The sequence below is a fragment of the Stenotrophomonas sp. 86428_Sma genome (genome assembly GCF_056481585.1).
The window spans coordinates 3970698-3994376 of record NZ_CM151156.1; the positions used below are offsets into that span (position 1 = coordinate 3970698).

A 23679-nucleotide genomic window follows, 5' to 3' on the forward strand; every position below is an offset into this window, starting at 1 on the left:
TACGGCCACCCACGAGGGGCTGCGCCGTTCGCCGGAACCTACGCCGAAGGCGCCGGCTTCTGCCGAAGCAGACTGACCGCCAGGCCGCCAACAACCAACACACCCAGCCCCAGCAACGCCCACAGCAGCCACGACTTCCAGTCGTGCTGCGGCTTCAGTGCCGACTCACCGGCCAGCGGCTCCGGGCTGCCCTCCAGGCGCGCCAGCGTCGGCTGCCACGACGGATCATTGCGCTGCCGCAGCTCCTCGATCAGCACACCGATCGGCGCCTCCATCCGGCGCGCAGTCGAGCTGCCCACCGCCAGCGCATACGGCGCCGCGCCCTGGCTCAGGAACACCAACACTTCCGGCTGATAGCCCAGACGCAGGGTCGGCGCCGTCGCGGTTTCAGCCGGGTTCGCCACCAGCTTCCAGTAACGGTCGCGGTGGATGCCGCCCAGCGGTTGGGCGGCGGACTGCTGTCGCTGGCCCTGGGCGCCCTGCTGCAGCTGGTAGGCAATCCACGGTGCGCTGCGGCGCTGCCATTCCGCGCTCTCGTCATCGCGGCTGAACAATGTCCACTGCACCAGGCTGTTGTCGGTGCTGGCCACGTCAGCACGCGCCGCCGGGAAGCGGCCATCCATCTCGAAGGTGTATTCGCCCTTGCGCTTCGAGGTCGGTTCCAGCGGCAGCCACTCCCACGGCAGTGTGGCCGGTGCCGGCGGCAACTCGGCCAGTACGCTGCGCAGCGTTGGCAGACGGGCATCGCCCTGCGCCAGCACACGCAGATAGCGCGCTTCACCATCCACCTGCAGACGGCGCTGCAGCAGGCGCTTGCCGGCGCGCTGCAGATCCACCAGCGGAATGTCGCGGCCAATCGCACGCCAGTGCTGCAGGTCGTCGCTGACGTCCAGCTGCACCTGTGCCTGCAACGGCTGGCCACTGTCCGCCCAATCCAGCACCAGTGCCGCCAATGGTTGCTGGCCGAGCACGCTGGCATCGATCAGCCAACCGCCCTGCCCGTTCGCTACCGCACCACCACCCACACGCGCCTCGACCCGGCGCACGCGACCATCGGTATCGCGCTCGGTCAGCAACTGCAGGTCGTTGCGCTGCGCTTCGGCCAGCGGCGGCAACGCGAACCACGGCAGCTCACGCTGCACCGGCGGCTGTGCCAGCGGCTGGTCCGGCGCCAGCAATGCCGACGGCAACGATTGGCCGGCGGCATTGAACACCTGCACATCGCCCAGGTCCGCACTACCGGCGCGACGGTAGATCGCCGGTTCCAGCACGACACGGTAGGCACCCGATTGTGCGCTGGACAACGTCAGCGGCCACTGCTCGGCGTACTGGGTACGGTAATCGGCGGCCTGTGCGGTGACGGCGGCCAGCATGCCGAACATCGCCGGCAGCAGCGCCCTGCTCCACGTCTTCATTGTTTTTCCTCCACGGTCGGCGCCGCGCTCGGCGGTGCCGGTGCCAGATAACCCACGACCGTGCACAGCAGGCCGTAGGCGATGAACGATGCGATGCCCAGCAGGTTGCCCAGGTGCTGGCGATCGACGATGACCAGCTTGGCCAGCACCACGCCCATCAGCACCGCACCCACCATCCACAACACGCGCTGGCCACGGCGCGAGCCCCACACCCAGGCAATCACGCCGAGCACGCTCCACAGCACGGTCAGGCTGGTCTGCGCCAGGCTGAAGCGCATCATCGACGCGTTCCAGGACAGGCCGCCCCACTGATGCACGCCATGCAGCACAACGCTGGTCAACGCGACGAAGGTTGCCAGTGACAGCAGCGGCATGCGGATACCCAGCAGCGCCTGCGGCGCCTGATCGCTGTACAGCCAACGCGCCAGCAGCAGCAGGCTCAGCCACTGCCCGATCTCCGCCGGATTCAGCACCGGCAGCCACAGCAGCGGCGCAGCATCGCCCGGCAGCAGCTGGCCGGACAGCCAGCCGATCGACAACAGGCCGAACAGCACGCACTGCAGCGGCTGGCGCACGCGGTCGAACGCTGCACCCAGCGGCCAGCGCAGCGCATTCCAGCGCCACAGCGACAGCGCCGCCATCAGCAGCCACGGCAGCGTCACCAGCAACGTGGTCCAGCCCTGTGCCAGCCCGGCTTCACCACCGCCCCACAGGGCCAGCAGCGAAAGCAGCGACGGCCACAGCAGCCACCACAGGAACTGCGCGATGCGTGCCACGGTATTGCCGCCTTGGCGCAGGCACAGCAGCGTGCGCACGCCCAGCACCGCGAACACCGCCCAGGCCAGCGCGCCGTAGCCGGCGAACGGCTGATGGTGCGCGTCGCTCTGTATCAGCGCCAGTGGGAAGCCCAGCGCCAGCATCGCGAGTGCGGTCACCCCCAGCGCACGCGCCGGCTGGCGCCGCTGTACTTCGGCGGCCAGCCATGCGGTAACGGCAGCCAGCACCAGCAGTGCATCCACTTCGATGCGGTAGGGGAAGAACCGGGTGATCTCGTGCACCAGGCCACCCAACCACCACAGCAGGCCCCACAGGTAGTAGACCAGGGCAATCTCGTGGCGCTGCCTGCGCTGGTAGCTCCAGGCCGACGCGAAGCCGGCAACGGCCAGCAGCAGTGCACCGATCGCGGTCGGGTTGAGCAGGAAGCGCAGGTCCTCATGCCAGTGATCGCCACCGGCCACGAAAGCGAACGCCGCGCCCATCTGCAACAACGCACCGGACACCTGCGGCAGCCAGCGTTTCTGGCGCAGGCCCAGCCAGGCCAGGCCTGCACCTTCCAGCGCGAACACCGCGCCGGTGGCACGCGCCGACAAGGCCAGCGGCACCGCCAGCGTGGCGAAGCCCACCGCCAGCACCGCATGCGACTGCGCCAGCACGGTGTACGACGCGCGCGCAATCAGTGCCCGCGCCAGTACGGCGTAGATCGCCGCCAGGCCCAGTGCGCACAGCGCCAGCGTCATCGGCTGCTCGTGCAGCATGCCGGCCTGCAGCGAGAAGGCGACCAAGGGCGTACCGAACACCAGGCTGCCGTCGACCAGGTCACGCCGCCCGGCGGGCTGCCGGCGTGCGTACAGCAGCGGGATCAGCAGGTAGAAGGCGAAGAACAGCAGCAGGAACGGCTCGGTGCTGCTGAACTTGTCCGGCGCGTACTGCAGCACGCCCCAGAACGTACCGATGCCGAAGGTGAAGGCGAAGCCCAGCAGGTTCAGCGCGCGCCACGGCCGGAACCAGGCAATGGCGAAGATGCCGGCGTTGAGCACCGCGTAGTAGCTGAACAACCCCACGTGGTTGCCGCTGCCAGTGGACAGCCACAGCGGTGCCATGAAGCCTGCGAGGATGCCCAGCACCGCCAGCGTGCGCGAGTTCTGCACCACCGCCAGCACGCACAGCCCGGCCACCAGCGCGATCGAACTGGCAAAGGCAAACCCGGGGTTGAGCAGCTCGAACCGCTTGAACGCGGCGAAGATGGTCAGCAGCAGCACGCCGATGGCACCGCCCTGCAGCGCCAGTGCGAACAAGCGCCGGCGCTCGCGCTGATGCCAACCGAACGCCAGCAGGCCCAGCGCACCCACGGTGACACCGGCCAGGCGCAGCTCGATCGGCAGCACCAGCCAGCCCTGGTCACTGACGTACTTCAACAGCGCGGCAACACCGGCCAGCAGCACCAGCATGCCGATCTTGACCGGCACGTTGCCCTCGGTGAACCAGCGCTTGACCGCTCCGATGCCGCGCTCGATGAAATTCGGCAGCGTCGGTTCGGAAGGCAACGGCGGCTGCACTGGCACGGGTGGCACCGGCGGTGGTGCGACCGGGCGCGGCGCCTCCACTGCCGCAGGCACCGGTTCGTGCACCGGCGGCGTTGGCTGGGGGGAGGCGGCGCGGCAGCCGCCACCGGCCGCAGGAACGGCGGATCGGCGCCAGCCGCAGGCATGGGCGCAGCCCGTTCCGGCGCAGGCTCGGCTGCAGCAGGGCGGGCGGCCGGCGCGGCGGCCAAGGCACCTTCCAGCGCGGCCACACGACGGCGCAGGCCGGCAATCATCACCAGCGCTACCAGCAGCAGCAGCGGGATGGCCAGCAGAACCAGTACCACCAGGGCAATCAATGCTTCCATTGCATGCTTCCATTGCAATCCCGCGCCCCAGCGGCAGCGGTCGACCGCCCCATGCTACGACAGGGCTGGCCCCATAAACGACGAACCCCGGCCAGGCCGGGGTCCGCGTGCGATCTTGGCCAGCCTTACTTGGCGGCGACGACCTTGGCCATTTCCAGGCACTTGTTCGAGTAGCCCCACTCGTTGTCGTACCAGGTGACCAGCTTGACGAAGGTGCCGTCCAGGGCGATGCCGGCTTCGGCGTCGAACACCGAGGTGCAGGTCTCGCCGCGGAAATCGGTGGCCACGACCTTGTCTTCGGTGTAGCCCAGGATGCCCTTCAGCGGGCCTTCGCTCTGTGCCTTCACTTCAGCGCAGATCTCGGCGTAGGTGGCTTCCTTTTCCAGCTCGACGGTCAGGTCGACCACCGACACGTCCGAGGTCGGGACACGGAAGCTCATGCCGGTCAGCTTCTTGTTCAGTTCCGGGATGACCACGCCGACGGCCTTGGCCGCACCGGTGGACGACGGAATGATGTTCTCCAGGATGCCGCGGCCACCACGCCAGTCCTTGTTGGACGGGCCATCGACGGTCTTCTGGGTAGCGGTAGCCGCATGCACGGTGGTCATCAGGCCACGCTTGATGCCCCACTTGTCATTGATGACCTTGGCCAGCGGGGCCAGGCAGTTGGTGGTGCACGACGCGTTGGAGACGATCGCCTGGCCGGCGTAGGTCTTGTCGTTCACGCCGTAGACGAACATCGGGGTGTCGTCCTTCGACGGGGCCGACATGATGACCTTCTTGGCGCCGGCATCGATGTGCTTCTGCGCGGTTTCCTTGGTCAGGAACAGGCCGGTGGATTCGATCACCACGTCCACGTCCACTTCGTTCCACTTCAGGTTGGCCGGGTCGCGTTCCTGGGTCAGGCGGATCTTCTTGCCGTTGACCAGCAGGTCGTTGCCCTGCACCGCCACGTCAGCCTTGAAACGGCCGTGCACGGAGTCGTACTTGAGCATGTACGCCAGATAGTCCGGCTCCAGCAGATCGTTGATGGCCACGATTTCGATGTCGTCGCCGAAGTTCAGCACCGCCGAGCGCAGGACGTTACGCCCGATGCGACCGAAACCGTTGATACCAACCTTGATTGCCATGTTCTCAAGCTCCTGCGGCCGCGACGGGTGCGGCGGGATGGATAGGGCCCACAAGTCTAGCAAACCGGGGCTGGCCACCGCCGGCCAGCCCCGGCAGGCAGCAGGCCGGCGGACAGGATTTGATCCGGATCAAAGCGTTAGCGCGATGTGAGGCCGAGACTGGCCGCATCCACCCAGCAACGAGATCCCCCCCATGCGCAAGACCTCCCCCCTGATCGTGGCCAGCCTGGCCGCCGCCCTGTCCCTCGTCGCCGCCCCGGCCATGGCCCAGTCCAAGGGCGACTGGACCCTCTCCGCCGGCGTGCACCAGGTGGCCCCGAAGTCGAACAACGGCTGGCTGGCCAACCACACCCTGAAGGTCGACGTCGACAACGACGTCAAGCCGACCATCACCGGTGAGTACTTCATTGCCGACAACCTGGGCATCGAAGTGCTGGCCGCGCTGCCGTTCAAGCACGACATCAACATCAACGGCCTGGGCCGCGTGGGCAGCACCAAGCAGCTGCCGCCGGTGGTGACCGTGCAGTACCACTTCAACAGCAAGGGCAAGGTGTCGCCGTTCATCGGTGCGGGCGTGAACTACACGACCTTCTTCAGCGAAGACACCACCGGTGCGCTGAAGGACAGCCGCCTGAAGCTGCAGGATTCGTGGGGCCTGGCCGCGCATGCGGGCGTGGACTTCGCGATCGGCGAGAAGGGCGCACTGCGCGTGGACATGCGCTGGATCGACATCGACAGCAAGGTGAAGTTGAACGGCGAGAAGATCGGCACGGTCAACATCGATCCGCTGGTCTACGGCGCTTCGTACGTCTTCAAGTTCTAAGCGGTGTGTTGAGCGCGGGGGCTTCGCCCCCGCTCCCCCGCTACACGCAAAACCCTCGCAGCATGTTGCCCCGGTGATTGCCGGGGCTTTTTTGTTCCTGGGACTGAAGCGGTTTCGGAGCGGGGGCGAGGCGGGGAACGGAGCCCCTCCCGCTGCGCTCCCCCTTCGGAACAGGAACGCGCCGCTCTTCAATCCACCTGCCCCCGCTAGAATGTGCGCATGAAAGCCCTGCACTCCCTGTTCCTCGCCGCCGCCCTGGCGCCGGCCCTGCTCTCCGTCTCCGCCCCCGCCCATGCCTGGGGCGCGCAAGGCCACCGCCTTGTCGCCGAAGTCGCCGACGCCCGCCTCAACCCCACCGCCCGCGCCGAAGTGGACCGCCTGCTGGCTACCGAACCGGATGCCACCCTGGCCAGCATCGCGCCGTGGGCCGACCAGCTGCGCGCCAAAGACCCGGGCCTGGGCCGTCGCTCGGCCGGCTGGCACTACGTCAACATCGCCGAAGACAACTGCCACTACGAAGCACCGAAGCACTGCAAGAACGGCAACTGCATCGTCGAGGCCCTGAAGGCACAGAGCGCCATCCTCGGCGACCGAAGCCTGACCGACGGCGAGCGCCTGCAGGCGCTGAAGTTCGTCGTGCACCTGGTCGGCGACATCCACCAGCCGATGCACGCCGGTTACGCCCACGACAAGGGCGGCAACGACTTCCAGCTGCAGTTCGGCAACCGCGGTACCAACCTGCACTCGCTGTGGGACAGCGGCATGCTCAACACCCGCAAGCTGGACGACGCCGGCTATCTCCCGCTGCTGCAGAGCCAGCGCGCGCCGAAGCTGGCGCGCCAGTCCAACCCGCAGCGCGACCCGCAGACGTGGGCCGAAGCCAGCTGCCGCATCTCCATGCAAGCTGGCGTTTATCCGGCCTCGCGTAAAATCGGTGACGAATACACCGAGCGCTACCGGCCGCTGGCCGAAGCGCAGCTGCGACTGGCCGGTGAGAACCTGGCGCAGTTGCTGAACCGCGTGCTCGGCACGCGCTGAGGAGAGTTCCGATGCCGGTCCAGGTGCAGTCGTTCTTCCACCGTGACAGCAACACCTTCAGCTATCTGGTCAGCGACCCGGCCAGCGGCGAGGCAGCGCTGATCGACCCGGTCCTGGACTACGACCCGGATACCGACGCCAGCAGTGAAGCGCCGCTGCATGCCGCGTTGCAGGCCATCGAACAACAGGGCCTGCAGCTGCGCTGGCTGCTGGAAACCCATGCCCACGCCGACCATGTGTCGGCTGGGCGCCGCCTGAAGGAGCGCTTCCCGCAGGCCACGCTGGCCATCGGCGAAGGCATCCGCGCGGTGCAGGCCACCTTCGCACCGCGCTACGGCCTGCAGCTTCCTGCGGCCGATGACATCTTCGATCACCTGTTCAGCGATAGCGAAACCTTTGCTCTGGGCGAACTGCGCTGTCAGGTGATCGCCGTGCCCGGCCATACCAGCGACAGCATCGCCTACCTGATCGGCGATGCGCTGTTCACCGGCGACTCGCTGTTCATGCCCGACGGCGGTACCGCCCGCTGCGATTTCCCAGGTGGCGACGCCGCGCAGTTGTACCGTTCAATCCAGCGCCTGCTGGCGCTGCCCGATGCGACGCGCGTGTTCGTCTGCCACGACTACGGTCCGGGTGGTCGTGCATTCGCCAACGAAACCACCATCGGCGAACAGCGCGCACACAACATCCACGTGCATGACGGCGTGGCCGAGGCGGAGTTCGTCAGCGTGCGCCAGGCACGCGATGCGACGCTGGAAGAACCCAAGCTGATGCAGCCCGCGGTGAAGGCCAACATCCAGGGCGGGGCCTGATCCACGCCGCTGCGCTCGCCGGGCATGGCCCGGCGCTGCCCCGGTCATCGCAAGCGGTCATTTTCCCTGCGTACGCACCACGTGCTGTCCCTTCACGATCTCGAAGGTGAAGGCATACTGCAGGGTGACCGCCACCGGCTCGACGCGCTCGGCGCCGCGACAGTCGCCACGGTCGGCAGGCACCTTGCCAGCCGCGAAGTGGCAGACCGCTGCGGACGAGTACTTCCACATCGCCACGGCTTCCTGCGCCGCCTGCAGCAGGGGCGCATTCTCGCCTGCAGCACCTGCCGCGCACTCAGGGCGATCGGTCAGCGGCACGCTGCGTTCGACACTGCCCTGTGCATCAACCACTACCTGCAGGCAGATGGTGGTCGGCGCCAGCTCCGCACGCGGGTCACGATCACCGACCTCCGGATCCGGCGCCGCGTACAACTGCGGCATCCGGTAGCCCTCGCTCGCGCCCAGCGAATACGTCTGCACTTGCCCGCTGCCGCCACCGGCCTGCGGCTGCAGGCGCTGATGGCCGACATTCTCGCTGCGGGTATCAACGGTGGTCAGGCGATCCTGGGTCGCGCATCCTGCCAACAGCGCCGCCATCATCAACAGCGGCGCGGTCTTCACTGGGAGTCCTCGGTGTTGTCCATGGCATAGGTGATCGGAATCTTCACAGCCCCTGCAACGGGCTTTCCGTTCTTTATCGCCGGACGATAGGTCCAGCTCCGCGCAGCGGCGATCGACACCGCATCGAACACACCCGGATTGGTTGCGCTGAGCACTTGGACGTCAGTCGGATGGCCCTTGGCATCCACTTCCACGCGCAGGTTCACCACGCCCACCTGTCGCTGTTCGAACGCGGACTTCGGATAGGACGGCGGCGACATCTTGTCGACCTCTATCTCCCGATCCATGGCGGCCACTGTCTGGCCGTCTGCGGCTGCACCGCCCTGGCTGGCCCACGCCACCGCTCCCATTCCCAGACACAACCCGACCACCAGCACCTGCCCCGACACCCACGGCAATGCCTTCCGCTTGGACTGCTTCAACATGGCGATACGCTCCTTCAACACGGGTTGGCTGCGCCAATGGCAGACCGCTGGCGCAACCGGATGGACCAGCTGCGCCTTCAGCAGCGTGCTGGCGTAGAGACCGCGCAGCGCAGGCTGCGGGGCAATGGTGCGGGCATCGCAGGCCAGCTCCTGGTCACGCAGGAATCGGCGGGAGGCCCACGGCAGAAGCGGATGGAACCAGAACACCGCGCGTGCCATCAGCAGCGCCCCATTGGCCCAGTGATCGCCATTGCGACGGTGGCTGCGCTCGTGCTGCAGGATCAGGCCCTGCTCCTGTGCGGTGAACTGCTGGTCGAAATCCGGGCCTACCACGATGCGCGGACGCCACAGGCCGACCAGCGCGGGCAGGCCCGGGTCGGCGCTGGCCTGCCAGCTGCCATCGGCGCGTGCACACAGTTGGCCCATGCCACGTTCAAAGCGCCGCTGCGCACGTAGATCGCGTAGCAGACAAAGGACCGCCCCCAGCATCCATGCCAGCAGCAACAGCCCGGCCCACGGCAACGACTGCCCTGCCATGCCTTCGACGGCGCCGGGTACCACTTTCAGCGGCAGCGTTGGCACATGCTCCAGAAGTGCCACCTGCTGCAACGGCAGCATCAGTGCCAGCAGCAGCAACGGCAGCAGCCACCAGCTGCGGTAGGCCAACGCCACGCCCCCCAGCCGCACCAGCAAGGGTCGCAGCACCGCCAGCACGACCACGCCCACCGCCAGCCACAGGCTGGCCTGCCACAGCCCATCGAGCAGCTCAGTCATGGTCCAGCTCCTGGATCAGTTTCTTCAGTTCGGCGATGTCCTGCGCACTCAACTGGCCGCGTTCGCTGAAGTGCGCAACCAACGGCGCAACGCGCCCTTCGAAGACACGACCAATGAAGTCCTGGCTCTGCGCCTCCACCCAGGCCTGCCGCTGCAGCAGCGGCCGGTACAGGTAGCGCCGGCCATCGCGCTCGGCAGCAATCGCGCCCTTGGTCAGCAGGCGGTTGAGCAGGGTTTTGATGGTCGGCTCGGCCCAGTCACGGTGGGCCAGTGCGGCGACCACGTCATCGGCGCTACGCGGTGCCTGCTGCCATAGCACCTCCATCACAACGGCTTCGGCTTCGCTGATCGGGGTCATGGTTTACATCCGTAATCGACGACCCGATTACGCGCGTAATCGAATCGTCTGTCAAGCCCCTCGACTCCAGGTTCATCCCGGCTGCGCCAGCATCGATTCCTCCCGCCCCAGGCCCCGGATGAAAGCGCTGCCCAAGAAGGAATTCCCGGTCGAGCAGGCCCGCCGCTTCCTCGAACCCGGGCCGGTCGTGCTGGTCAGCACCGCCTGGCGCGGCCAGCGCAACCTGATGACGATGGGCTGGCACATGGTGATGGGCTTCTCGCCTTCGCTGGTCGCCACCTACCTGTGGGACGCAAACCACAGCCATGCGCTGGCGCGTGGCAGCGGCGAGTGCGTGATCAATGTGCCGGGTGTGGAACTGCTCGATACCGTGGTGGACATCGGCAACTGCAGCGGCCGCGAGGTCGACAAGTTCGCCCGTTTCGAGCTTGATGCGCTGCCCGCGCGCGAGGTCGGCGCGCCGCTGGTCGGCCAATGCCATTCGTGCTTCGAATGCCGCTTGTACGACGACAGCCAGGTGGCGTCGAACAACCTGTTCATCTGGGAAATCGTACGCGCCCATGTTGCGCCCCGGCCGAAACTGCCGCGCACGATGCATTACCGGGGCGATGGGCGGTTCATGGTGTCTGGCGCCGAAGTCTCCCGTCGACGGCGGTTCAAGCCCGACATGCTGTAATGCCCGCACTCCCCGACACGCAGGACCGCCCCGCATGACCGAACACCTCACCGACCTGGACGCCGCCGTCGACTGGTTGTTTGCGCGCGTGGACGGGCCGCTGCGGATCGGGGCACCGCTGGCACTGGGCAAGCCGCATCGGCTGCTCAATGCCCTTTACGCACGCGTCGAGCACGATCCGTCGCGGCCACTGCAGCTGTATACCGCGCTGTCGCTGAACCCGCCGAAGGCGCGCGGCAACGGCCTGGAAGCGCGCTTCATGGCGCCGTTCGCGCAGCGCCATTTCGGCGACGATTTCCCGCGCCTGGCCTATGCCGATGCGATCGCGCGCGACGCGTTGCCGGCACATGTGCAGGTGGAAGAGTTCTACATGCAGTCCGGCGCCCTGCTCGGCTCGCGGCAGGCGCAGTCCAGCTATACCAGCCTGAACTACACCCACGCCGCCGATGCGGTGGCGCAGCGCGCGCCGCAGGTGATCGTGCAGAAGGTGGCGATGCGGCCGAACGACCGCCGGCTCTCGCTGTCGTGCAACAACGACATCACCCAGGACACGCTGGATGCGATGACCGCTCGCGGGCTGCCTCGCCCGCTGCTGATCGCCGAGATCGATCCGCAGCTACCCTACCTGGGTGGCTCGGCCACGGTCGATGTGTCGTTCTTCGATCTGGTGATCACCCCGCCACCACCGTACCCGGCGTTGTTCGGGCTGCCGCGGCAGCCGGTCGGCGATGCCGACTACGCGATCGGCCTGTATGCCAGCACACTGGTGCGCGACGGCGGCACCCTGCAGATTGGCATCGGCACGCTGGCCGACGCGCTCAGCCATGCGCTGGTGCTGCGCCACACCGACAACGCCCGCTACCGCCGCGTGCTGCACGCGCTGGATCCGCAGCTGGCCAGCCACCCGCTGGTGCAGGAAATCGGCGGACTGGATCCGTTCGAGGTCGGCCTGTATGGCTGCAGCGAAATGCTCAACGAGGGCTTCCGCCGGCTGGTGCAGACCGGCGTGATCAAGCGCAAGGTGCACGATGACCTGGCGCTGATGCAACGCATCGAGAACGGCAGCACGCTGTCCATCGACCACGCCACCCTGGCTGCCGAGGGCGAGTATCTGCATGGCGCCTTCTACCTGGGCTCGCCGGAGTTCTACGAGTGGTTGCGCACGCTGCCGGAAGACGAATGCCGTGCGATCGGCATGCGCCGCATCAGCGAGATCAACCAGCTGTACGGTGGCAACGAGACACTGGAACGCCTGCAGCGCCGGCACGCGCGCTTCTTCAACTCCTGCATGATGGCCACCGCGCTGGGCGCGGCGGTGTCGGATGCGCTGGATGATGGACGTGTGGTGTCCGGCGTGGGTGGTCAGTACAACTTCGTGGCGATGGCACATGCGCTGCCGGAAGCGCGCAGCGTGCTGATGTTCCGCGCCGCGCGCGATGACAAGGGCCAGCGCGAATCCAACGTGCGCTGGAACTACGGGCACACCACCATCCCACGCCACCTGCGCGACATCTACCTCAACGAATACGGCATCGCCGATCTGCGCGGCTTGACCGACGAGGACTGCGTGCATGCAATGACCGCGATCACCGAGACCCCGTTCCAGGGCGGCCTGCTGCAGCAGGCACACGCCTCGCGCAAGCTGCTGGCGGCCACGCAACCGGATCCGGAGCGCCAGCAGCGCAACACGCCGCAGGCACTGTCCGCGGCACTGGCACCGTTCCGCGTCGATGGCAGCCTGCCCGACTATCCGTTGGGCAGCGACTTCAACGAGATCGAGCAGGTGCTGGTGAAAGCGCTGGGCTGGCTGAAGGCCAACACGCAGACCCGCGGCGACAAACTGCGTACCGTCTGGGCAGCGCTGCGGCAACCGGCTGGCGACGGCGATGCGGTGTACCTGCAGCGTATGGGCCTGCAGGCACCGAAGGATTTCGGCGAGCGCCTGGACGCGAGACTGCTGCGCCTCGCACTGGCACGCACCGCCTGAAAAAAGGGGACGGAGGGGATTAAGTCGTTTGTGCACAAACGACTTAATCCCCTCCGTCCCCTTTTTCTTGCGGCAAAGAAAAGGCCGGCGTGCGCCGGCCTTTCCCTTCCTGCTTCCCGAGGCTGCTTACAGCGCCTTGGCGGCTTCCACCACGTGGGCGGTGGTGATACCGAAGTGCTTGTACAGCTGGTCGGCCGGGGCCGAGGCACCGAAGGTGTCGATACCGATCACCGCACCGTCCAGGCCGACGAACTGGCGCCAGAAACCGGTGACGCCGGCTTCCACGGCCACGCGCTTGCGCACGGCATTCGGCAGCACCGATTCACGGTAGACCGCATCCTGGCGCAGGAACACGTCGGTGGACGGCATCGAGACCACGCGGGTCTTGATACCGGCCGCGTCCAGCTGGGCCTTGGCTTCGGTGGCCAGCGAGACTTCCGAACCGGTGGCGATCAGGATCACGTCCGGGGTGCCGGCGGCATCGGCCAACACGTAGCCACCGCGCTCGATCTGGGCGATCTGCTCGGCGTTGCGCGGCTGGTGCGGCAGGTTCTGGCGGCTGAACACCAGGCAGCTCGGGCCGTCCTGACGGGTGATCGCAGCCTTCCAGCTCACCGCCGACTCGACCGCATCGCACGGACGCCACACGTCGTTGTTCGGGATGTAACGCAGCGAGGCCAGGTGCTCCACCGGCTGGTGGGTCGGGCCGTCTTCGCCCAGGCCGATCGAGTCGTGGGTGTAGACGTGGATGGCGTGGGCCGGAATCAGCGCGCTCATGCGCACGCCGTTGCGGGCGTAGTCGCTGAACACCAGGAAGGTGGCGTCGAACGGAATGAAGCCGCCGTGCAGGGCCAGGCCGTTGGCAATGGCGGTCATGCCGAACTCGCGCACGCCGTAGTACACGTAGTTGGCGTTGGCGTCGTCGCTGGCAACCGACTTGCTGCCCTTCCACAGGGTCAGGTTGGAGTGCGCCAGGTCGGCCGAGCCGCCGACGATTTCCGGCAGCAGCGGGGCGTAGGCTTCGATGGCCAGCTGCGAGGCCTTGCGCGAGGCGATCGTCGGGCCTTCAGCGGCCACCTGGGCGATGTAGGCATCGGCCTTGGCAACGAAGTCGGCCGGCAGCTCGCCATGCGAACGGCGGGTCAGCTCGGACGCTTCAGCCGGGTACTGGCTGGCGTACTTGTCGAACAGCTGTTCCCACTCGGCCTGGCGCAGGGTGCCAGCGCCATTGGCGCGCCAGCCGTCGTAGATCGCCTGCGGGATCTCGAACGGACCGTATTCCCAGCCCAGCTGCTTGCGGGTGGCTTCCAGTTCGTCCTTGCCCAGCGGTGCGCCGTGGCTGGATTCCTTGCCCGCCTTGTTCGGCGAACCGAAACCAATGGTGGTGCGGCAGCAGATCAGGGTCGGCTTGTCGCTCTGCGACAGCGCGGCCTCGATGCCGGCCTTGATGCTTTCCGGGTCGTGGCCATCGACATCGCGCACGACGTTCCAGCCATAGGCCTCGAAACGCTCCGGGGTATTGTCGGTGAACCAGCCCTCGACGTTGCCGTCGATGGAGATGTGGTTGTTGTCCCAGAAGCAGACCAGCTTGTGCAGGCCCCAGGTACCGGCCAGCGAAGCGGCTTCATGCGACACGCCTTCCATCAGGCAGCCATCGCCCATGAACACCCAGGTGCGGTGGTCGACCACTTCCAGTTCCGGGCGGTTGAAGCGCTGTGCCAGCAGCTTCTCGGCCAGGGCGAAGCCCACGGCATTGGCGAAACCCTGGCCCAGCGGGCCGGTGGTGGTTTCCACGCCCGGGGTCTCGTGGCGTTCCGGGTGGCCGGCGGTGTGGCTGCCCAGCTGGCGGAACAGCTTCAGCTGCTCGATCGGCAGGTCGTAACCGCTCAGGTGCAGCAGCGCGTACTGCAGCATCGAACCGTGGCCGTTGGACAGCACGAAACGGTCGCGGTTGAACCAGTGCGGGTTGCTCGGGTTATGGCGGAGATAGTCGTTCCAGAGGACTTCGGCGATGTCGGCCATGCCCATGGGCATGCCGGGGTGGCCGGACTTTGCGGTTTCAACCGCATCGGCGGCAAGGAAGCGGATGGCGTTGGCCAACTGGCGACGGGTAGGCTGCGTCATGGTTCTGTCGGAATCGGGAGGCGGCCGCGGACGTGCGGGCGGCCTATTGTCCCATAGTCGCCGGGCGGGGGGTCGGTTCACCTTGCCCGGTCGTGCCGGCCGCTGGCCGGCAGTTGCGCGGAATTCAATGAAGATCATGGAGTTGCCGGCCAGTGGCCGGCACTACCCGCCCCCGGAGTTCGGGGGCTGCGCCATAGGCGCCGGGGTGTGGAGGCCGGTAAGGGGGGCCCGCGATTCGCATCGCGAAACGTGGGAGCGGCAGCGCGCATGCGATGACGCGTACCCGGCCAGCGGCCGGCACTACCCGCCCCCGGAGTTCGGGGGCTGCGCCATAGGCGCCGGGGTGTGGAGGCCGGTAAGGGGGCCCGCGATTCGCATCGCGAAACGTGGGAGCGGCAGCGCGCATGCGATGACGCGTACCCGGCCAGCGGCCGGCACTACCCGTCCCCGGAGTCCGGGGACGGGAATCCGGACTCAGTCCTGCTGCGGGCCCAGCGCCGGGCCATCGTGCGATTCGCCCTTGGCCACCAGGGTGGTCAGGGCCAGGTCGCCGGTCACGTTCAGCGCGGTACGGCACATGTCCAGGAAGTGGTTCACGCCCAGGATCAGGCCGATGCCCAACGGGTTCACGCCCACCATCGCGCAGATCATCGCCACCACCGGCAGCGAGCCTGACGGCACGCCGGCCGTGCCGATGCCACCGAGGATGCAGACCGCCATCACCATGATCTGCTGGCCGATGCTCAGGTCCACGCCGAAGAACTGGGCCAGGAAGATCACCGTCACGCCCTCGAACAGCGCGGTGCCGTTCTGGTTGGCGGTGGCGCCCACGGTCAGCACGAAGCGCGACACGCGCTGCGGCAGGCCCATCTGGTCGGCCACGCGCAGCGCGGTCGGCAGGGTGGCGTTGCTGGAGGCGGTGGAGAACGCCATCACCGTCGCTTCCTGGGTATCGCGGAAGAACGACAGCGGCGAACGACCGGACAGCCATACGGCCGTACCGTAGCTCACCACCATGTGCAGGCCGAGTGCCAGCACCACCACGCCCACGTAGGCACCGAGGCGGATGATCAGCTCGAAGCCGAACAGCGCGGCCAGGTTGAACATGAAGCAGGCCACCGCATACGGGGCCAGGCGGATGACCAGGTTGATCAGGGTCATCGAAATTTCGAACACGCCTTCGATGGCGCGGCGCAGCGGCGCGACCTTCTCGTTGTCGGTCAGCACCATGCCGATGCCGAACATCAGCGCGAAGAACATCAGCGACAGGATCGCGCCGTTGTCAGACGCGGCCTGCAGCACGTTGCTCGGCACGATCGACAGCAGCATGTCCATGCCCTTCGGCGTACCGTGGATGCCCGCGACAATCTCCTTGCTGCGCTCGGCGTTCTCCGACAGCATCATCGCAGCGACCTGCGGGTCGACGCCCACACCCGGCTTGAGCAGGTTCACCAGCACCAGCCCGATGCCCACGGCAATGCCGGACAGCAGCACGGTATAGGCCAGGGTCTTCCAGCCGATGCGGCCGAGGGCGCGGATGTCGCCCATCTCCGACACACCCATGATCAGCGCCGAGAAGATCAGCGGCACGATCAACATGAAGATCAGGTTGAGGAACAGGCCCGAAGCCGGGGTGGTGATGTAGTCCATTACCCACTTGGCACCGGCCTGCAGACCATCGACGCTGCCGCCCAGGGCGTGCACGATCAGTCCCAGGATCAGGCCGATCGCAAAGCCGATGCCCATCTTCCAATGCAGGGGCAACTTCTTCTTGTCGGCAGCAGCTGCTGTCATGCGCGGGTTTCCTCGAAAAATGAATGCACTCTAACAAAGCGCGCAAGCGGCGCCGGTTCAGGTTCGCCGCGGCGGATACAGCGGCGCCAGGCCAGTGTCAGCGGTGCCTGCAGCCGCCGACCAGTGCGGTCCGTCACGGAAGACCTCGCGCAGGCGCGTGCGCAGCGGCGCAAGATCACCCTGCCCGCCCCATCGGGCCTGCTGCAGTTCCTGCAGCACCTGCCGCTGGGCCGGGTCATCGAGCCGCGTGATGACCTGCTCGATACGTTCGACACCGGCCATCGCACACAGCTGCGCTTCCACCTGATCAAACCCTTCACCATCCAGCGCGCGGCGCAGTTCGGCCACGCCTGCACGTCCAGTCGCCACAGCCGGCACAGCGCCCTTGGCCGCCACGGGCGCCGCCACGCGCGGGCGACGGCCTCGCTGCCAGCCCCACAACAGCGTCAGCAGCCACAGCAACGCCAGGCCGATGGCGGCGCCCATCCACGGCCACGGACGCTCGGACAAACCACTGGCGCGCGGATCGGTCGCCGCGATACGGCTGTCCTGGCCATCGCCATCCGGCAGCGCCGCATCGGTGTCGATCGGCGGCAGCGGTGCAGGTGGCGCACTGCCAGCCCCGTTACCGGCCACCACGGCCAGCGTCAGGTCCGGCAGCTTCGCTTCCTGTGCCTTGCCATTGCGCACGTCCCACCACGGCAGGCGCGGCCCCGGCACCACCAGCGAACCCGGCTGGCGCGGCACGATGGAATAGCGGCGGGTGATCTTCAGCCGCGGCGTACTGCCATTGAAGGTCTCTTCGTACTGCGCAGGTTCTGCGAACACCTGCGCGGCGTTGCCGACGTCGGGCACCGGCAGATCGGTGAACTGCGCGCGGGTAGCGCCTTCGGCAATCGCCTCCACCACCACGTTGGCCGCCTCGCCGGTACGGGCGCTGGTCGGTGCACTGGTGTAGCGCAGCTGCAGGCCCTGCAGCGGCAGCCATGGCTGCGGCGCCTGTGCCGGTTGCGCCTGCACCTGCAACGTGCGGTCCGCGCCAGTGGCATTCATGCGCCCGTCGCCGCCGCCGAAGAAATCGTCGAAGAAGCCACCGGCACTGCGCCCGCTGAAGCGCGCACCGGCCAGCCGAAGTGCACCGCTGCGCTCGGGGATCAGCAGGAAGCGCCGCTCGACCACGTTGTAGCGGCGGCCGTTGACCTGTCGCACATCGGTGCGGTCATCGCCCACCCGCTGCAACGACGCGCCGGCCGGTGTATCCAGCACCAGTTCGCCGGAGGCCAGCTGCGAAGCGAAATACAACCGCACCACCACGCCTACGCTCTGCTGCACATACGGTGTCTCGTCATCGACAGCGGTTTCGATGAACGCCACCGCATTGCTGTCGGGACCGGCCACGGCAGCGGCATCCACCTGCAGGGTCAACGGTGCGGTACGTACGCTGCCCACCTGCAGGCCCGGCACCACCAGTGCACCGCTACGCCGTGGCGTGAGTGCCACGCCATACAGATTGCGCTGCTGCATGCTGCCGTTGCTCCACGCTACCTGGCGGCTGCTGGTCTGCCCGCTGAGGTCGAAGTCGGTGCGCAACGGTGTGAAGTCAGGGGCGCCCTGGTCGCTCTCGACATTGAGCGTGACCGTGTCGCCCATCGCGATGCGGTCGCGGTCCAGCCACGCACGCGGCTGCGCCCAGGCCAGCAGCGGCAGCCACAGCAGCAGTGCCGCCAGTACCTGTCGGGGCCAGTGCCCGTGCATGTTGATCGCCCGCGTCATCGCCCTTCCCTCTTCCTGCGTTCGTTTTCCAGCTGGAACTTGGCCCGCAGCAATGCGCCCGGATCATCCGGCACGCGCCGCATCCACGCCTCCACCGCCTGCTGCTCCTCGCGTTGGCGTGGGGTGGTGCCGTCGCTGCCTGGCACGGGCTTGCCATCCTGATCGCCTTTGCCCTCACGTGCCTGCTGCATGGCCTGCTGCATGCGCTGGCGCTGCTGCTCATCAGCCTGGGCCTGCGCTTTGGCATCCTCCACCTGTGGTGGCGCCTGCTGTCCATCGCGGCCACGCTCGCCGGGCTGCGGGCTCGACTGGTTCTTGTCGTCACCGGGATTGGGCTGGCCCTGCTGACCCGACTGCGACTGTCCCTGACCAGGATTCTGCTGGCCCTGCTGCGGCTGCTGGCCCTGCGGATTCTGCTGGCCCTGTGAATCGTTCTGCTGCTTCTGCTGCCCGTTCTGCGGTGGCTTCTGCTGATCCTGGCCTTTGCCACCCGACGGCTTGCGCTTGCGCGCGGCATCGACCACGGCACGGTTGGCGACCGCATCGGCCATGCCGGGATGCAGTGCCAGCGCGCGGTCGTAGGCGGCAATGGCTTCGTCGTAGTTGCCCTGGCGGGCCAGCGTATTGGCCAGGTTGTACCAGCCCGCATCGCTGTCGATGCCCTCGAACTGCTTGCGGGCACTGGCGAAATCACCGTTGCGGTAAGCCTGCGCACCTTCGGCCAGACGCTGGTGCTGCACCTGGTCGGCGCGCTTCCACAGCGTGCCCTGCGCCGGCGGTGCGGCCGGCACCGCAGGCGCCTGCGCCTGCGCCTGCGCCTGCGCCTGCACATCACTCATCCATGGCAGCAGGCCCACCGCCAGCACCGCCGCCAGCAGCGCGCGGCGACGGAAAGCGAGCAGCGCCAGCAGCATCACCGGTGGCAGCAGCCAGAACCCTTCATCACGCCATTGCTTGCCCTCGCCGGGCCGCTGCGCCGCAGTACCTTCGCGTGCATCAAGTACGCCCAGCGCACGCAGATCACTGTCATCGGTGGCGATGCGGGCATAGCGGCCTCCGCCTGCGGTCGCCACCGCACGCAGGCTGCCTTCATCCAGCGCGGCCTGGCGGATCTGCCCAGTGCCATCCCGGTACGCCGCACCGGCAGATGTGCCCAGCCCCAGTACCGACACCTGCATGCCGAGGCTGCGCGCCTGCGCTGCGGCCAGTGCCGCTTCATCATCCGCCTGATCGCTGACCAGCAGGATCTGCCCCCGCAATGCCCCGATCTGGCGCATCAACCGCGTCGCCCAGTCGATGCCACGGTCGGCGCGTTGTCCGTCGCGCGGCATCACATCCGGCGACAGCGCGTCCAGATACAGCGCGACGTTGCTGCCGTCATCGGTCAGCGGTGCCACGGTGTAGGCATCCTCGGCATAGACCACCAGGCCCACCTGGCCACCCTGGCGGGCACGCAGCAGCTCGCCCACTTTCGCCCGAGCCTGCAGCAGGCGCGACGGCGGCAGATCGGTGGCATTGATCCGGCTGGACAGATCCAGCACGACCAGCAGCGGTGCGCTGGCCTGGAACATCGGTTGTGCCTGCTGCCGCCAACTCGGCCCGGCCATGGCCAGCGCTGCCAGGGTCCAGCCCAGCAGCACGGCCCAGGGCAGGCGTGCACGGCGGCGCGTGCCCGCAGCCAGCAGATGCGGCAACAGGTGGGCATCCACCGCTGTTCGCCACACGTCGCTGCGCCGCTGCCGATACAACGCCACAGCGATGATCAACGGCAGCGCCAGCAACGCCCACAGCCATTCCGGACGCAGGAAGTGCAGCGCGTTCCAGTCGGGAAGATTCGAAGCAAGCGCGATCATCGGCGACGCTCCGGCCACAGCCAGGCCAAAGCGCCCAGCAGCAAGGCCAGGCCCAGCGCCCATGCATAGCGTTCCTCGCGCGGTCGCAGGCTTGGTCCCTTCGCAGCGATCGGCTCGAGCCGGTCCAGTTCGGCGTAGATGCCGGCCAGCTGTGCAGTGTCGCGGGCGCGGAAGAACTGGCCGCCGGTCATGCTCGCGATCTTCTTCAAGGTAGCCTCGTCGACCGGATCCTGGTCGGCGGAAATGGGAATACCGAACAGGCGCATGCTGCCATCACCGCCAAAGGCGACGGTGTGGATACGCACGCCCTCGGCACGCGCGACTTCGGCGGCACGCAGCGGTTCCAGCACGCCGGCATTGCTGACGCCGTCGGTCAGCAGAATCAGTACGCGCTGGCCTTCAGGCTGGCTGCGCAGGCGCTTCACCGCCAGGCCGATGGCATCACCGATGGCGGTCTCGCGCCCAGCCAGGCCGACCACGCTGTCGCGCAGCTGGTCGCGCACGCTGGCCAGATCGGCCGTAAGCGGCGTCAGCGTGTAGGCGCGGTCGCCGAAGATCAGCAGGCCGATGCGATCACCGGCACGACGATCAAGGAAATCGGCCAACACGGCCTTGGCCGCGGTCAGGCGATCCACCGCCTGCCCGCCCAGCACCATGTCGCCCTCGCCCATGCTGCCGGACACGTCCATCGCCAGCATCATCTGCCGGCCCTCCTGCGGCGGCGTGATCGCTTCACCCAGCTGTTGCGGGCGAGCCAGTGCGACGCACAGCGCGCACCAACCCAGCCACAACAGCAGCGTGCGCAGCCACGACACGTCAACGCGGCCACCACCGGACAGCGCTTCCAGTTCCGTCGCCGCATAGGGCACCCGCAGCGCAGCGCCGGGATCGGCACGACGCTTCCACCAGCGCATCAGCAACGGCAACGGCAGCGCCAGCAGGGCCAACGGCCACGCCAGCTGCAGGTCCGGCCATGGCCAGTAACTTGCCAGCAGATTCATCGGCGCCGCTCCAGCAGCATGGCCAGATAGCGCTCGCGCGCCCAGCGGCGTACTGCGGCCACCTCGTTGACGTCCACGCGTGGGCGATAAGCACCTTCGGCCAACAGGCTTCGGCGTGCTTCCGGCAATGTGCCCTGCGGATCCACGCGCTGCCACCAGGCGTCATCGCGCAGGGATTCACTGCCGGGCTGCGCCTGGCGTGCGGCGCGACGCAGCAGTCCGGCGATCGCTGCCAGTTCCGCAGCAGCATCGGCGGTGGATGCCAGCTCCTGATCGAACAGCTGCAACCAGCGTTGGCGGCGACGGCGACGCTGCCACCAGAAGAATGCAGCCACCGCCAGCAACAGCAGCATCACGCCGCCGATCATCAGATAGCCCGGTGCCGGCGGCCACCATGATGGAGCGGGTGGCACCTGCACATCGCGCAGCGGCAGGTTCGCGCTCATGCCGGCACCTCGGTCGGTGAGGGCGCCAGCCAGGCATCACTGGGCGCGTCGGTGGACAGCACCTGCACATCGACGCGGCGCGCTCCCAGCTGGCGCCGCAGCTCCTGCAGCGGTTCAACGAAATGCGCCTGCCAATGGGCCTGGACCTCGCTGCGGCGCAGGTCGAGGCCGATGCGCTGCTGCAGGGTCTGGAACTGCAGCGCGGCCGACGGAGGCTGCAGTTCCAATGGATCCACCAGCAGCACCAGGCTGAGGTCGTGGTGCTGGGCCAGCGCACTCCAGCGCGCCGGCGGAATACGGATGGCCTGCTGCGGATCGGCCAGCACCAGCACACGTGCACCCGGGCGCAGGACGCGACCGGCATGGTCCAGCGCACGTTCCAGGCCAAGGTCATCGGCCGGGGGCTGCGCATACCAGCGGGTGAGCGCGTCCAGCACGCGCAATACGCCGCGCGGGCCGCCTGCCGGTGCAATCGGTGGTTCACGGTCGCTGCCACGCAGGGCGCCGATGCGATCGCCACGACGCTGTGCCGACCACGCGGCGACGGCGCCCGCGCGTGCAGCCTGCACCGATTTGAAGCGCACGCGGGTGCCGAAGTACAGGGCCGGCGAGGTATCGGCCACGATCAGGCTGACCCGCTCGCGCTCGGCCTGAAACAACTTGGTATGGGCACGACCGGTCCGTGCGGTCACCCGCCAGTCGATATGGCGTGCATCGTCACCGGCCACGTACTCGCGCGACTCGGCATATTCCATGCCGCGCCCACGCAGCGGCGACGGCGCCTGCCCGGCGTTGCCGGCGCGGCCACGGCGTGGCGGCGGCGGTCGCTGTGCAAGGCGGCGCAGCGCCACCAGTTCGGACAGTTGCGGGCGCAGCCCGTCACCGTCACTGACGGAGGAGGCGTGGTGCAGGGATGGATCGGTCATGCGCAGGCTCAGGGTGCCGGCACCCGGGCCAGCAGCTCCTGCACCAGGCGTTCGCCATCCCAGCCTTCAGCGGTGGCTTCGTAGCTGGGAAGCACGCGATGGCGCAGCACGTCGGCAGCAACCGCTCGCACGTCATCGGGGGTGACGAAATCGCGGCCAGCCAACCAGGCGCGCGCGCGTGCACAGCGTTCCAGCGCGATGGAACCGCGCGGGCTGGCGCCCCATGCAATGCGGCGGCCAAGGCCAGCGTCATAGCGCGACGGATCACGCGAGGCCAGCACCAGCTCGATCAGGTAGCGTTCCAGCGCCGGCGCCATGTGCAGGTCCAGCACTTCGCGGCGGGCATCGAACACATCCTGCATCGGCAGCTTTTCCGGCGCTTGTGCGGCTTCGCCCAACGCACCACGGGCACGCTCGCGGGCCAGGCGCAGGATCTCCGATTCGGCGGCCTGGTCCGGGTAGCCGATGCGCACATGCATCAGGAAACGGTCCAACTGCGCTTCCGGCAGCGGGAAGGTGCCTTCCTGCTCGATCGGGTTCTGCGTGGCCATCACCAGGAACAGCGGCGGCAGCGCGTAGGTGTGGCGGCCCACGGTGACCTGGCGCTCGCCCATCGCTTCCAGCAGTGCCGACTGCACCTTGGCTGGCGCTCGGTTGATTTCATCGGCCAGCAGGATCGGATGGAAGATCGGGCCGGGTACAAATTCGAAGCGGCCTTCCTGCGGGCGCCAGATCTCGGTGCCGGTCAGGTCGGCCGGCAGCAGGTCCGGGGTGAACTGCACGCGGGCGAAGTCGGCCTCCAGGCGCGAGGCCAGCGCGCGGATCGCCGTGGTCTTGGCCAGGCCCGGGGCACCTTCCACCAGCAGGTGGCCATCGGCCAGCAGCGCGATCAGCAGGCGTTCGACCAGCGCGGCCTGGCCCACGATCTCGGCCGACAATGCGTCGCGCAGCTGGCTGAAAGCGGCATGCAGGCGGGAGGTGGCCGGCGCGGACGGCGGCGAGACGGTTTCGGGCATCGGCGGTGGCAGGTTCATG

At 67.8% G+C, this 23679-nt stretch carries 18 protein-coding genes and 1 pseudogene; 5 read left to right on the forward strand and 14 right to left on the reverse strand.

Going from position 1 to position 23679, the window contains the following annotated elements:
- Positions 1 to 38 precede the first annotated feature (38 nt).
- From ACZK3J_RS18295 to gap, 3 genes and pseudogenes are all read right to left on the reverse strand, one after another.
- A complete protein-coding gene (locus ACZK3J_RS18295) occupies positions 39 to 1415 on the reverse strand; it encodes a DUF3999 domain-containing protein (protein WP_478476144.1) in 1377 nt (458 codons plus the stop codon).
- Positions 1412 to 4083, reverse strand: a pseudogene (locus ACZK3J_RS18300) (DUF2339 domain-containing protein). The gene ACZK3J_RS18295 and the pseudogene ACZK3J_RS18300 overlap by 4 nt, the downstream one beginning before the upstream one ends.
- Positions 4084 to 4208: 125 nt before the next feature.
- A complete protein-coding gene (gap, locus tag ACZK3J_RS18305) occupies positions 4209 to 5213 on the reverse strand; it encodes a type I glyceraldehyde-3-phosphate dehydrogenase (RefSeq protein WP_032127866.1) in 1005 nt (334 codons plus the stop codon).
- Positions 5214 to 5406: 193 nt separating this feature from the next.
- Between gap and ACZK3J_RS18310 the strand changes: the two genes are divergently transcribed.
- From ACZK3J_RS18310 to ACZK3J_RS18320, 3 genes are all read left to right on the forward strand, one after another.
- Complete coding sequence (locus ACZK3J_RS18310) at positions 5407 to 6036, forward strand: OmpW/AlkL family protein (protein ID WP_279943146.1); 630 nt, start codon at positions 5407 to 5409, stop codon at positions 6034 to 6036.
- Between the two features lie 219 nt (positions 6037 to 6255).
- Positions 6256 to 7074 carry a S1/P1 nuclease gene (locus ACZK3J_RS18315; RefSeq protein WP_049461819.1) on the forward strand — a complete coding sequence of 273 codons (819 nt, stop codon included), beginning with the start codon at positions 6256 to 6258 and terminating at the stop codon, positions 7072 to 7074.
- 11 nt (positions 7075 to 7085) lie between these two features.
- Complete coding sequence (locus tag ACZK3J_RS18320) at positions 7086 to 7886, forward strand: MBL fold metallo-hydrolase (RefSeq protein ID WP_049461818.1); 801 nt, start codon at positions 7086 to 7088, stop codon at positions 7884 to 7886.
- Between the two features lie 57 nt (positions 7887 to 7943).
- Here ACZK3J_RS18320 and ACZK3J_RS18325 read toward each other — a convergent pair whose 3' ends face one another.
- Genes ACZK3J_RS18325 through ACZK3J_RS18335 form a run of 3 tightly spaced genes read right to left on the reverse strand, consistent with a single transcriptional unit; the run spans position 7944 to position 10064 of the window.
- On the reverse strand, positions 7944 to 8507 hold the full coding sequence (locus tag ACZK3J_RS18325) for a hypothetical protein (protein WP_032127863.1): 564 nt from the start codon (positions 8505 to 8507) through the stop codon (positions 7944 to 7946).
- Positions 8504 to 9706, reverse strand: coding sequence for a M56 family metallopeptidase (locus ACZK3J_RS18330; protein WP_277778956.1), 1203 nt, complete (start codon positions 9704 to 9706; stop codon positions 8504 to 8506). Before ACZK3J_RS18330 ends, ACZK3J_RS18325 begins: the two co-directional genes overlap by 4 nt.
- The gene (locus ACZK3J_RS18335; protein WP_010484077.1) at positions 9699 to 10064 is read right to left on the reverse strand and encodes a BlaI/MecI/CopY family transcriptional regulator; all 366 of its coding nucleotides are present in this window, start codon (positions 10062 to 10064) and stop codon (positions 9699 to 9701) included. Before ACZK3J_RS18335 ends, ACZK3J_RS18330 begins: the two co-directional genes overlap by 8 nt.
- 118 nt (positions 10065 to 10182) lie before the next feature.
- On the opposite strand from ACZK3J_RS18335, the gene ACZK3J_RS18340 reads away from it, so the two are divergent.
- Together ACZK3J_RS18340 and ACZK3J_RS18345 are read left to right on the forward strand one after the other, a co-directional pair.
- Positions 10183 to 10740 carry a flavin reductase family protein gene (locus tag ACZK3J_RS18340; RefSeq protein ID WP_277778957.1) on the forward strand — a complete coding sequence of 186 codons (558 nt, stop codon included), beginning with the start codon at positions 10183 to 10185 and terminating at the stop codon, positions 10738 to 10740.
- Positions 10741 to 10774: 34 nt separating this feature from the next.
- Positions 10775 to 12727 carry an acetyl-CoA hydrolase/transferase C-terminal domain-containing protein gene (locus ACZK3J_RS18345; RefSeq protein ID WP_277778958.1) on the forward strand — a complete coding sequence of 651 codons (1953 nt, stop codon included), beginning with the start codon at positions 10775 to 10777 and terminating at the stop codon, positions 12725 to 12727.
- A gap of 126 nt (positions 12728 to 12853) precedes the next feature.
- Here ACZK3J_RS18345 and tkt read toward each other — a convergent pair whose 3' ends face one another.
- From tkt to ACZK3J_RS18385, 8 genes are all read right to left on the reverse strand, one after another.
- Positions 12854 to 14851 (reverse strand): transketolase, encoded by a 1998-nt coding sequence (gene tkt / locus ACZK3J_RS18350; protein ID WP_478476145.1) that lies wholly within the window; start codon positions 14849 to 14851, stop codon positions 12854 to 12856.
- A 474-nt stretch (positions 14852 to 15325) separates the two neighbouring features.
- A complete protein-coding gene (locus ACZK3J_RS18355) occupies positions 15326 to 16645 on the reverse strand; it encodes a dicarboxylate/amino acid:cation symporter (protein ID WP_032127858.1) in 1320 nt (439 codons plus the stop codon).
- Between the two features lie 57 nt (positions 16646 to 16702).
- Positions 16703 to 18418: a BatD family protein gene (locus ACZK3J_RS18360; protein WP_149908737.1), complete on the reverse strand. Its 1716-nt coding sequence runs from the start codon at positions 18416 to 18418 to the stop codon at positions 16703 to 16705.
- Positions 18415 to 20271 (reverse strand): tetratricopeptide repeat protein, encoded by a 1857-nt coding sequence (locus ACZK3J_RS18365; RefSeq protein WP_478476146.1) that lies wholly within the window; start codon positions 20269 to 20271, stop codon positions 18415 to 18417. The genes ACZK3J_RS18360 and ACZK3J_RS18365 overlap by 4 nt, the downstream gene beginning before the upstream one ends.
- A complete protein-coding gene (locus tag ACZK3J_RS18370; protein ID WP_049400749.1) occupies positions 20268 to 21272 on the reverse strand; it encodes a vWA domain-containing protein in 1005 nt (334 codons plus the stop codon). Before ACZK3J_RS18370 ends, ACZK3J_RS18365 begins: the two co-directional genes overlap by 4 nt.
- Complete coding sequence (locus tag ACZK3J_RS18375) at positions 21269 to 21718, reverse strand: DUF4381 family protein (RefSeq protein WP_049461751.1); 450 nt, start codon at positions 21716 to 21718, stop codon at positions 21269 to 21271. The genes ACZK3J_RS18370 and ACZK3J_RS18375 overlap by 4 nt, the downstream gene beginning before the upstream one ends.
- Positions 21715 to 22644 carry a DUF58 domain-containing protein gene (locus ACZK3J_RS18380; protein ID WP_049461750.1) on the reverse strand — a complete coding sequence of 310 codons (930 nt, stop codon included), beginning with the start codon at positions 22642 to 22644 and terminating at the stop codon, positions 21715 to 21717. Before ACZK3J_RS18380 ends, ACZK3J_RS18375 begins: the two co-directional genes overlap by 4 nt.
- Before the next feature lie 8 nt (positions 22645 to 22652).
- The gene (locus ACZK3J_RS18385; RefSeq protein WP_032127852.1) at positions 22653 to 23678 is read right to left on the reverse strand and encodes an AAA family ATPase; all 1026 of its coding nucleotides are present in this window, start codon (positions 23676 to 23678) and stop codon (positions 22653 to 22655) included.
- Position 23679 lies beyond the last annotated feature (1 nt).

What these genes read in the sequence shown, in the direction of transcription:
- ACZK3J_RS18295 (WP_478476144.1), bottom strand. Translation starts at nt 1,415, where the DNA reads ATGAAGACGTGGAGCAGGGCGCTGCTGCCGGCGATGTTCGGCATGCTG.
- gap (WP_032127866.1), bottom strand. Translation starts at nt 5,213, where the DNA reads ATGGCAATCAAGGTTGGTATCAACGGTTTCGGTCGCATCGGGCGTAAC.
- ACZK3J_RS18310 (WP_279943146.1), top strand. Translation starts at nt 5,407, where the DNA reads ATGCGCAAGACCTCCCCCCTGATCGTGGCCAGCCTGGCCGCCGCCCTG.
- ACZK3J_RS18315 (WP_049461819.1), top strand. Translation starts at nt 6,256, where the DNA reads ATGAAAGCCCTGCACTCCCTGTTCCTCGCCGCCGCCCTGGCGCCGGCC.
- ACZK3J_RS18320 (WP_049461818.1), top strand. Translation starts at nt 7,086, where the DNA reads ATGCCGGTCCAGGTGCAGTCGTTCTTCCACCGTGACAGCAACACCTTC.
- ACZK3J_RS18330 (WP_277778956.1), bottom strand. Translation starts at nt 9,706, where the DNA reads ATGACTGAGCTGCTCGATGGGCTGTGGCAGGCCAGCCTGTGGCTGGCG.
- ACZK3J_RS18335 (WP_010484077.1), bottom strand. Translation starts at nt 10,064, where the DNA reads ATGACCCCGATCAGCGAAGCCGAAGCCGTTGTGATGGAGGTGCTATGG.
- ACZK3J_RS18340 (WP_277778957.1), top strand. Translation starts at nt 10,183, where the DNA reads ATGAAAGCGCTGCCCAAGAAGGAATTCCCGGTCGAGCAGGCCCGCCGC.
- ACZK3J_RS18345 (WP_277778958.1), top strand. Translation starts at nt 10,775, where the DNA reads ATGACCGAACACCTCACCGACCTGGACGCCGCCGTCGACTGGTTGTTT.
- tkt (WP_478476145.1), bottom strand. Translation starts at nt 14,851, where the DNA reads ATGACGCAGCCTACCCGTCGCCAGTTGGCCAACGCCATCCGCTTCCTT.
- ACZK3J_RS18355 (WP_032127858.1), bottom strand. Translation starts at nt 16,645, where the DNA reads ATGACAGCAGCTGCTGCCGACAAGAAGAAGTTGCCCCTGCATTGGAAG.
- ACZK3J_RS18360 (WP_149908737.1), bottom strand. Translation starts at nt 18,418, where the DNA reads ATGACGCGGGCGATCAACATGCACGGGCACTGGCCCCGACAGGTACTG.
- ACZK3J_RS18365 (WP_478476146.1), bottom strand. Translation starts at nt 20,271, where the DNA reads ATGATCGCGCTTGCTTCGAATCTTCCCGACTGGAACGCGCTGCACTTC.
- ACZK3J_RS18370 (WP_049400749.1), bottom strand. Translation starts at nt 21,272, where the DNA reads ATGAATCTGCTGGCAAGTTACTGGCCATGGCCGGACCTGCAGCTGGCG.
- ACZK3J_RS18375 (WP_049461751.1), bottom strand. Translation starts at nt 21,718, where the DNA reads ATGAGCGCGAACCTGCCGCTGCGCGATGTGCAGGTGCCACCCGCTCCA.
- ACZK3J_RS18380 (WP_049461750.1), bottom strand. Translation starts at nt 22,644, where the DNA reads ATGACCGATCCATCCCTGCACCACGCCTCCTCCGTCAGTGACGGTGAC.
- ACZK3J_RS18385 (WP_032127852.1), bottom strand. Translation starts at nt 23,678, where the DNA reads ATGAACCTGCCACCGCCGATGCCCGAAACCGTCTCGCCGCCGTCCGCG.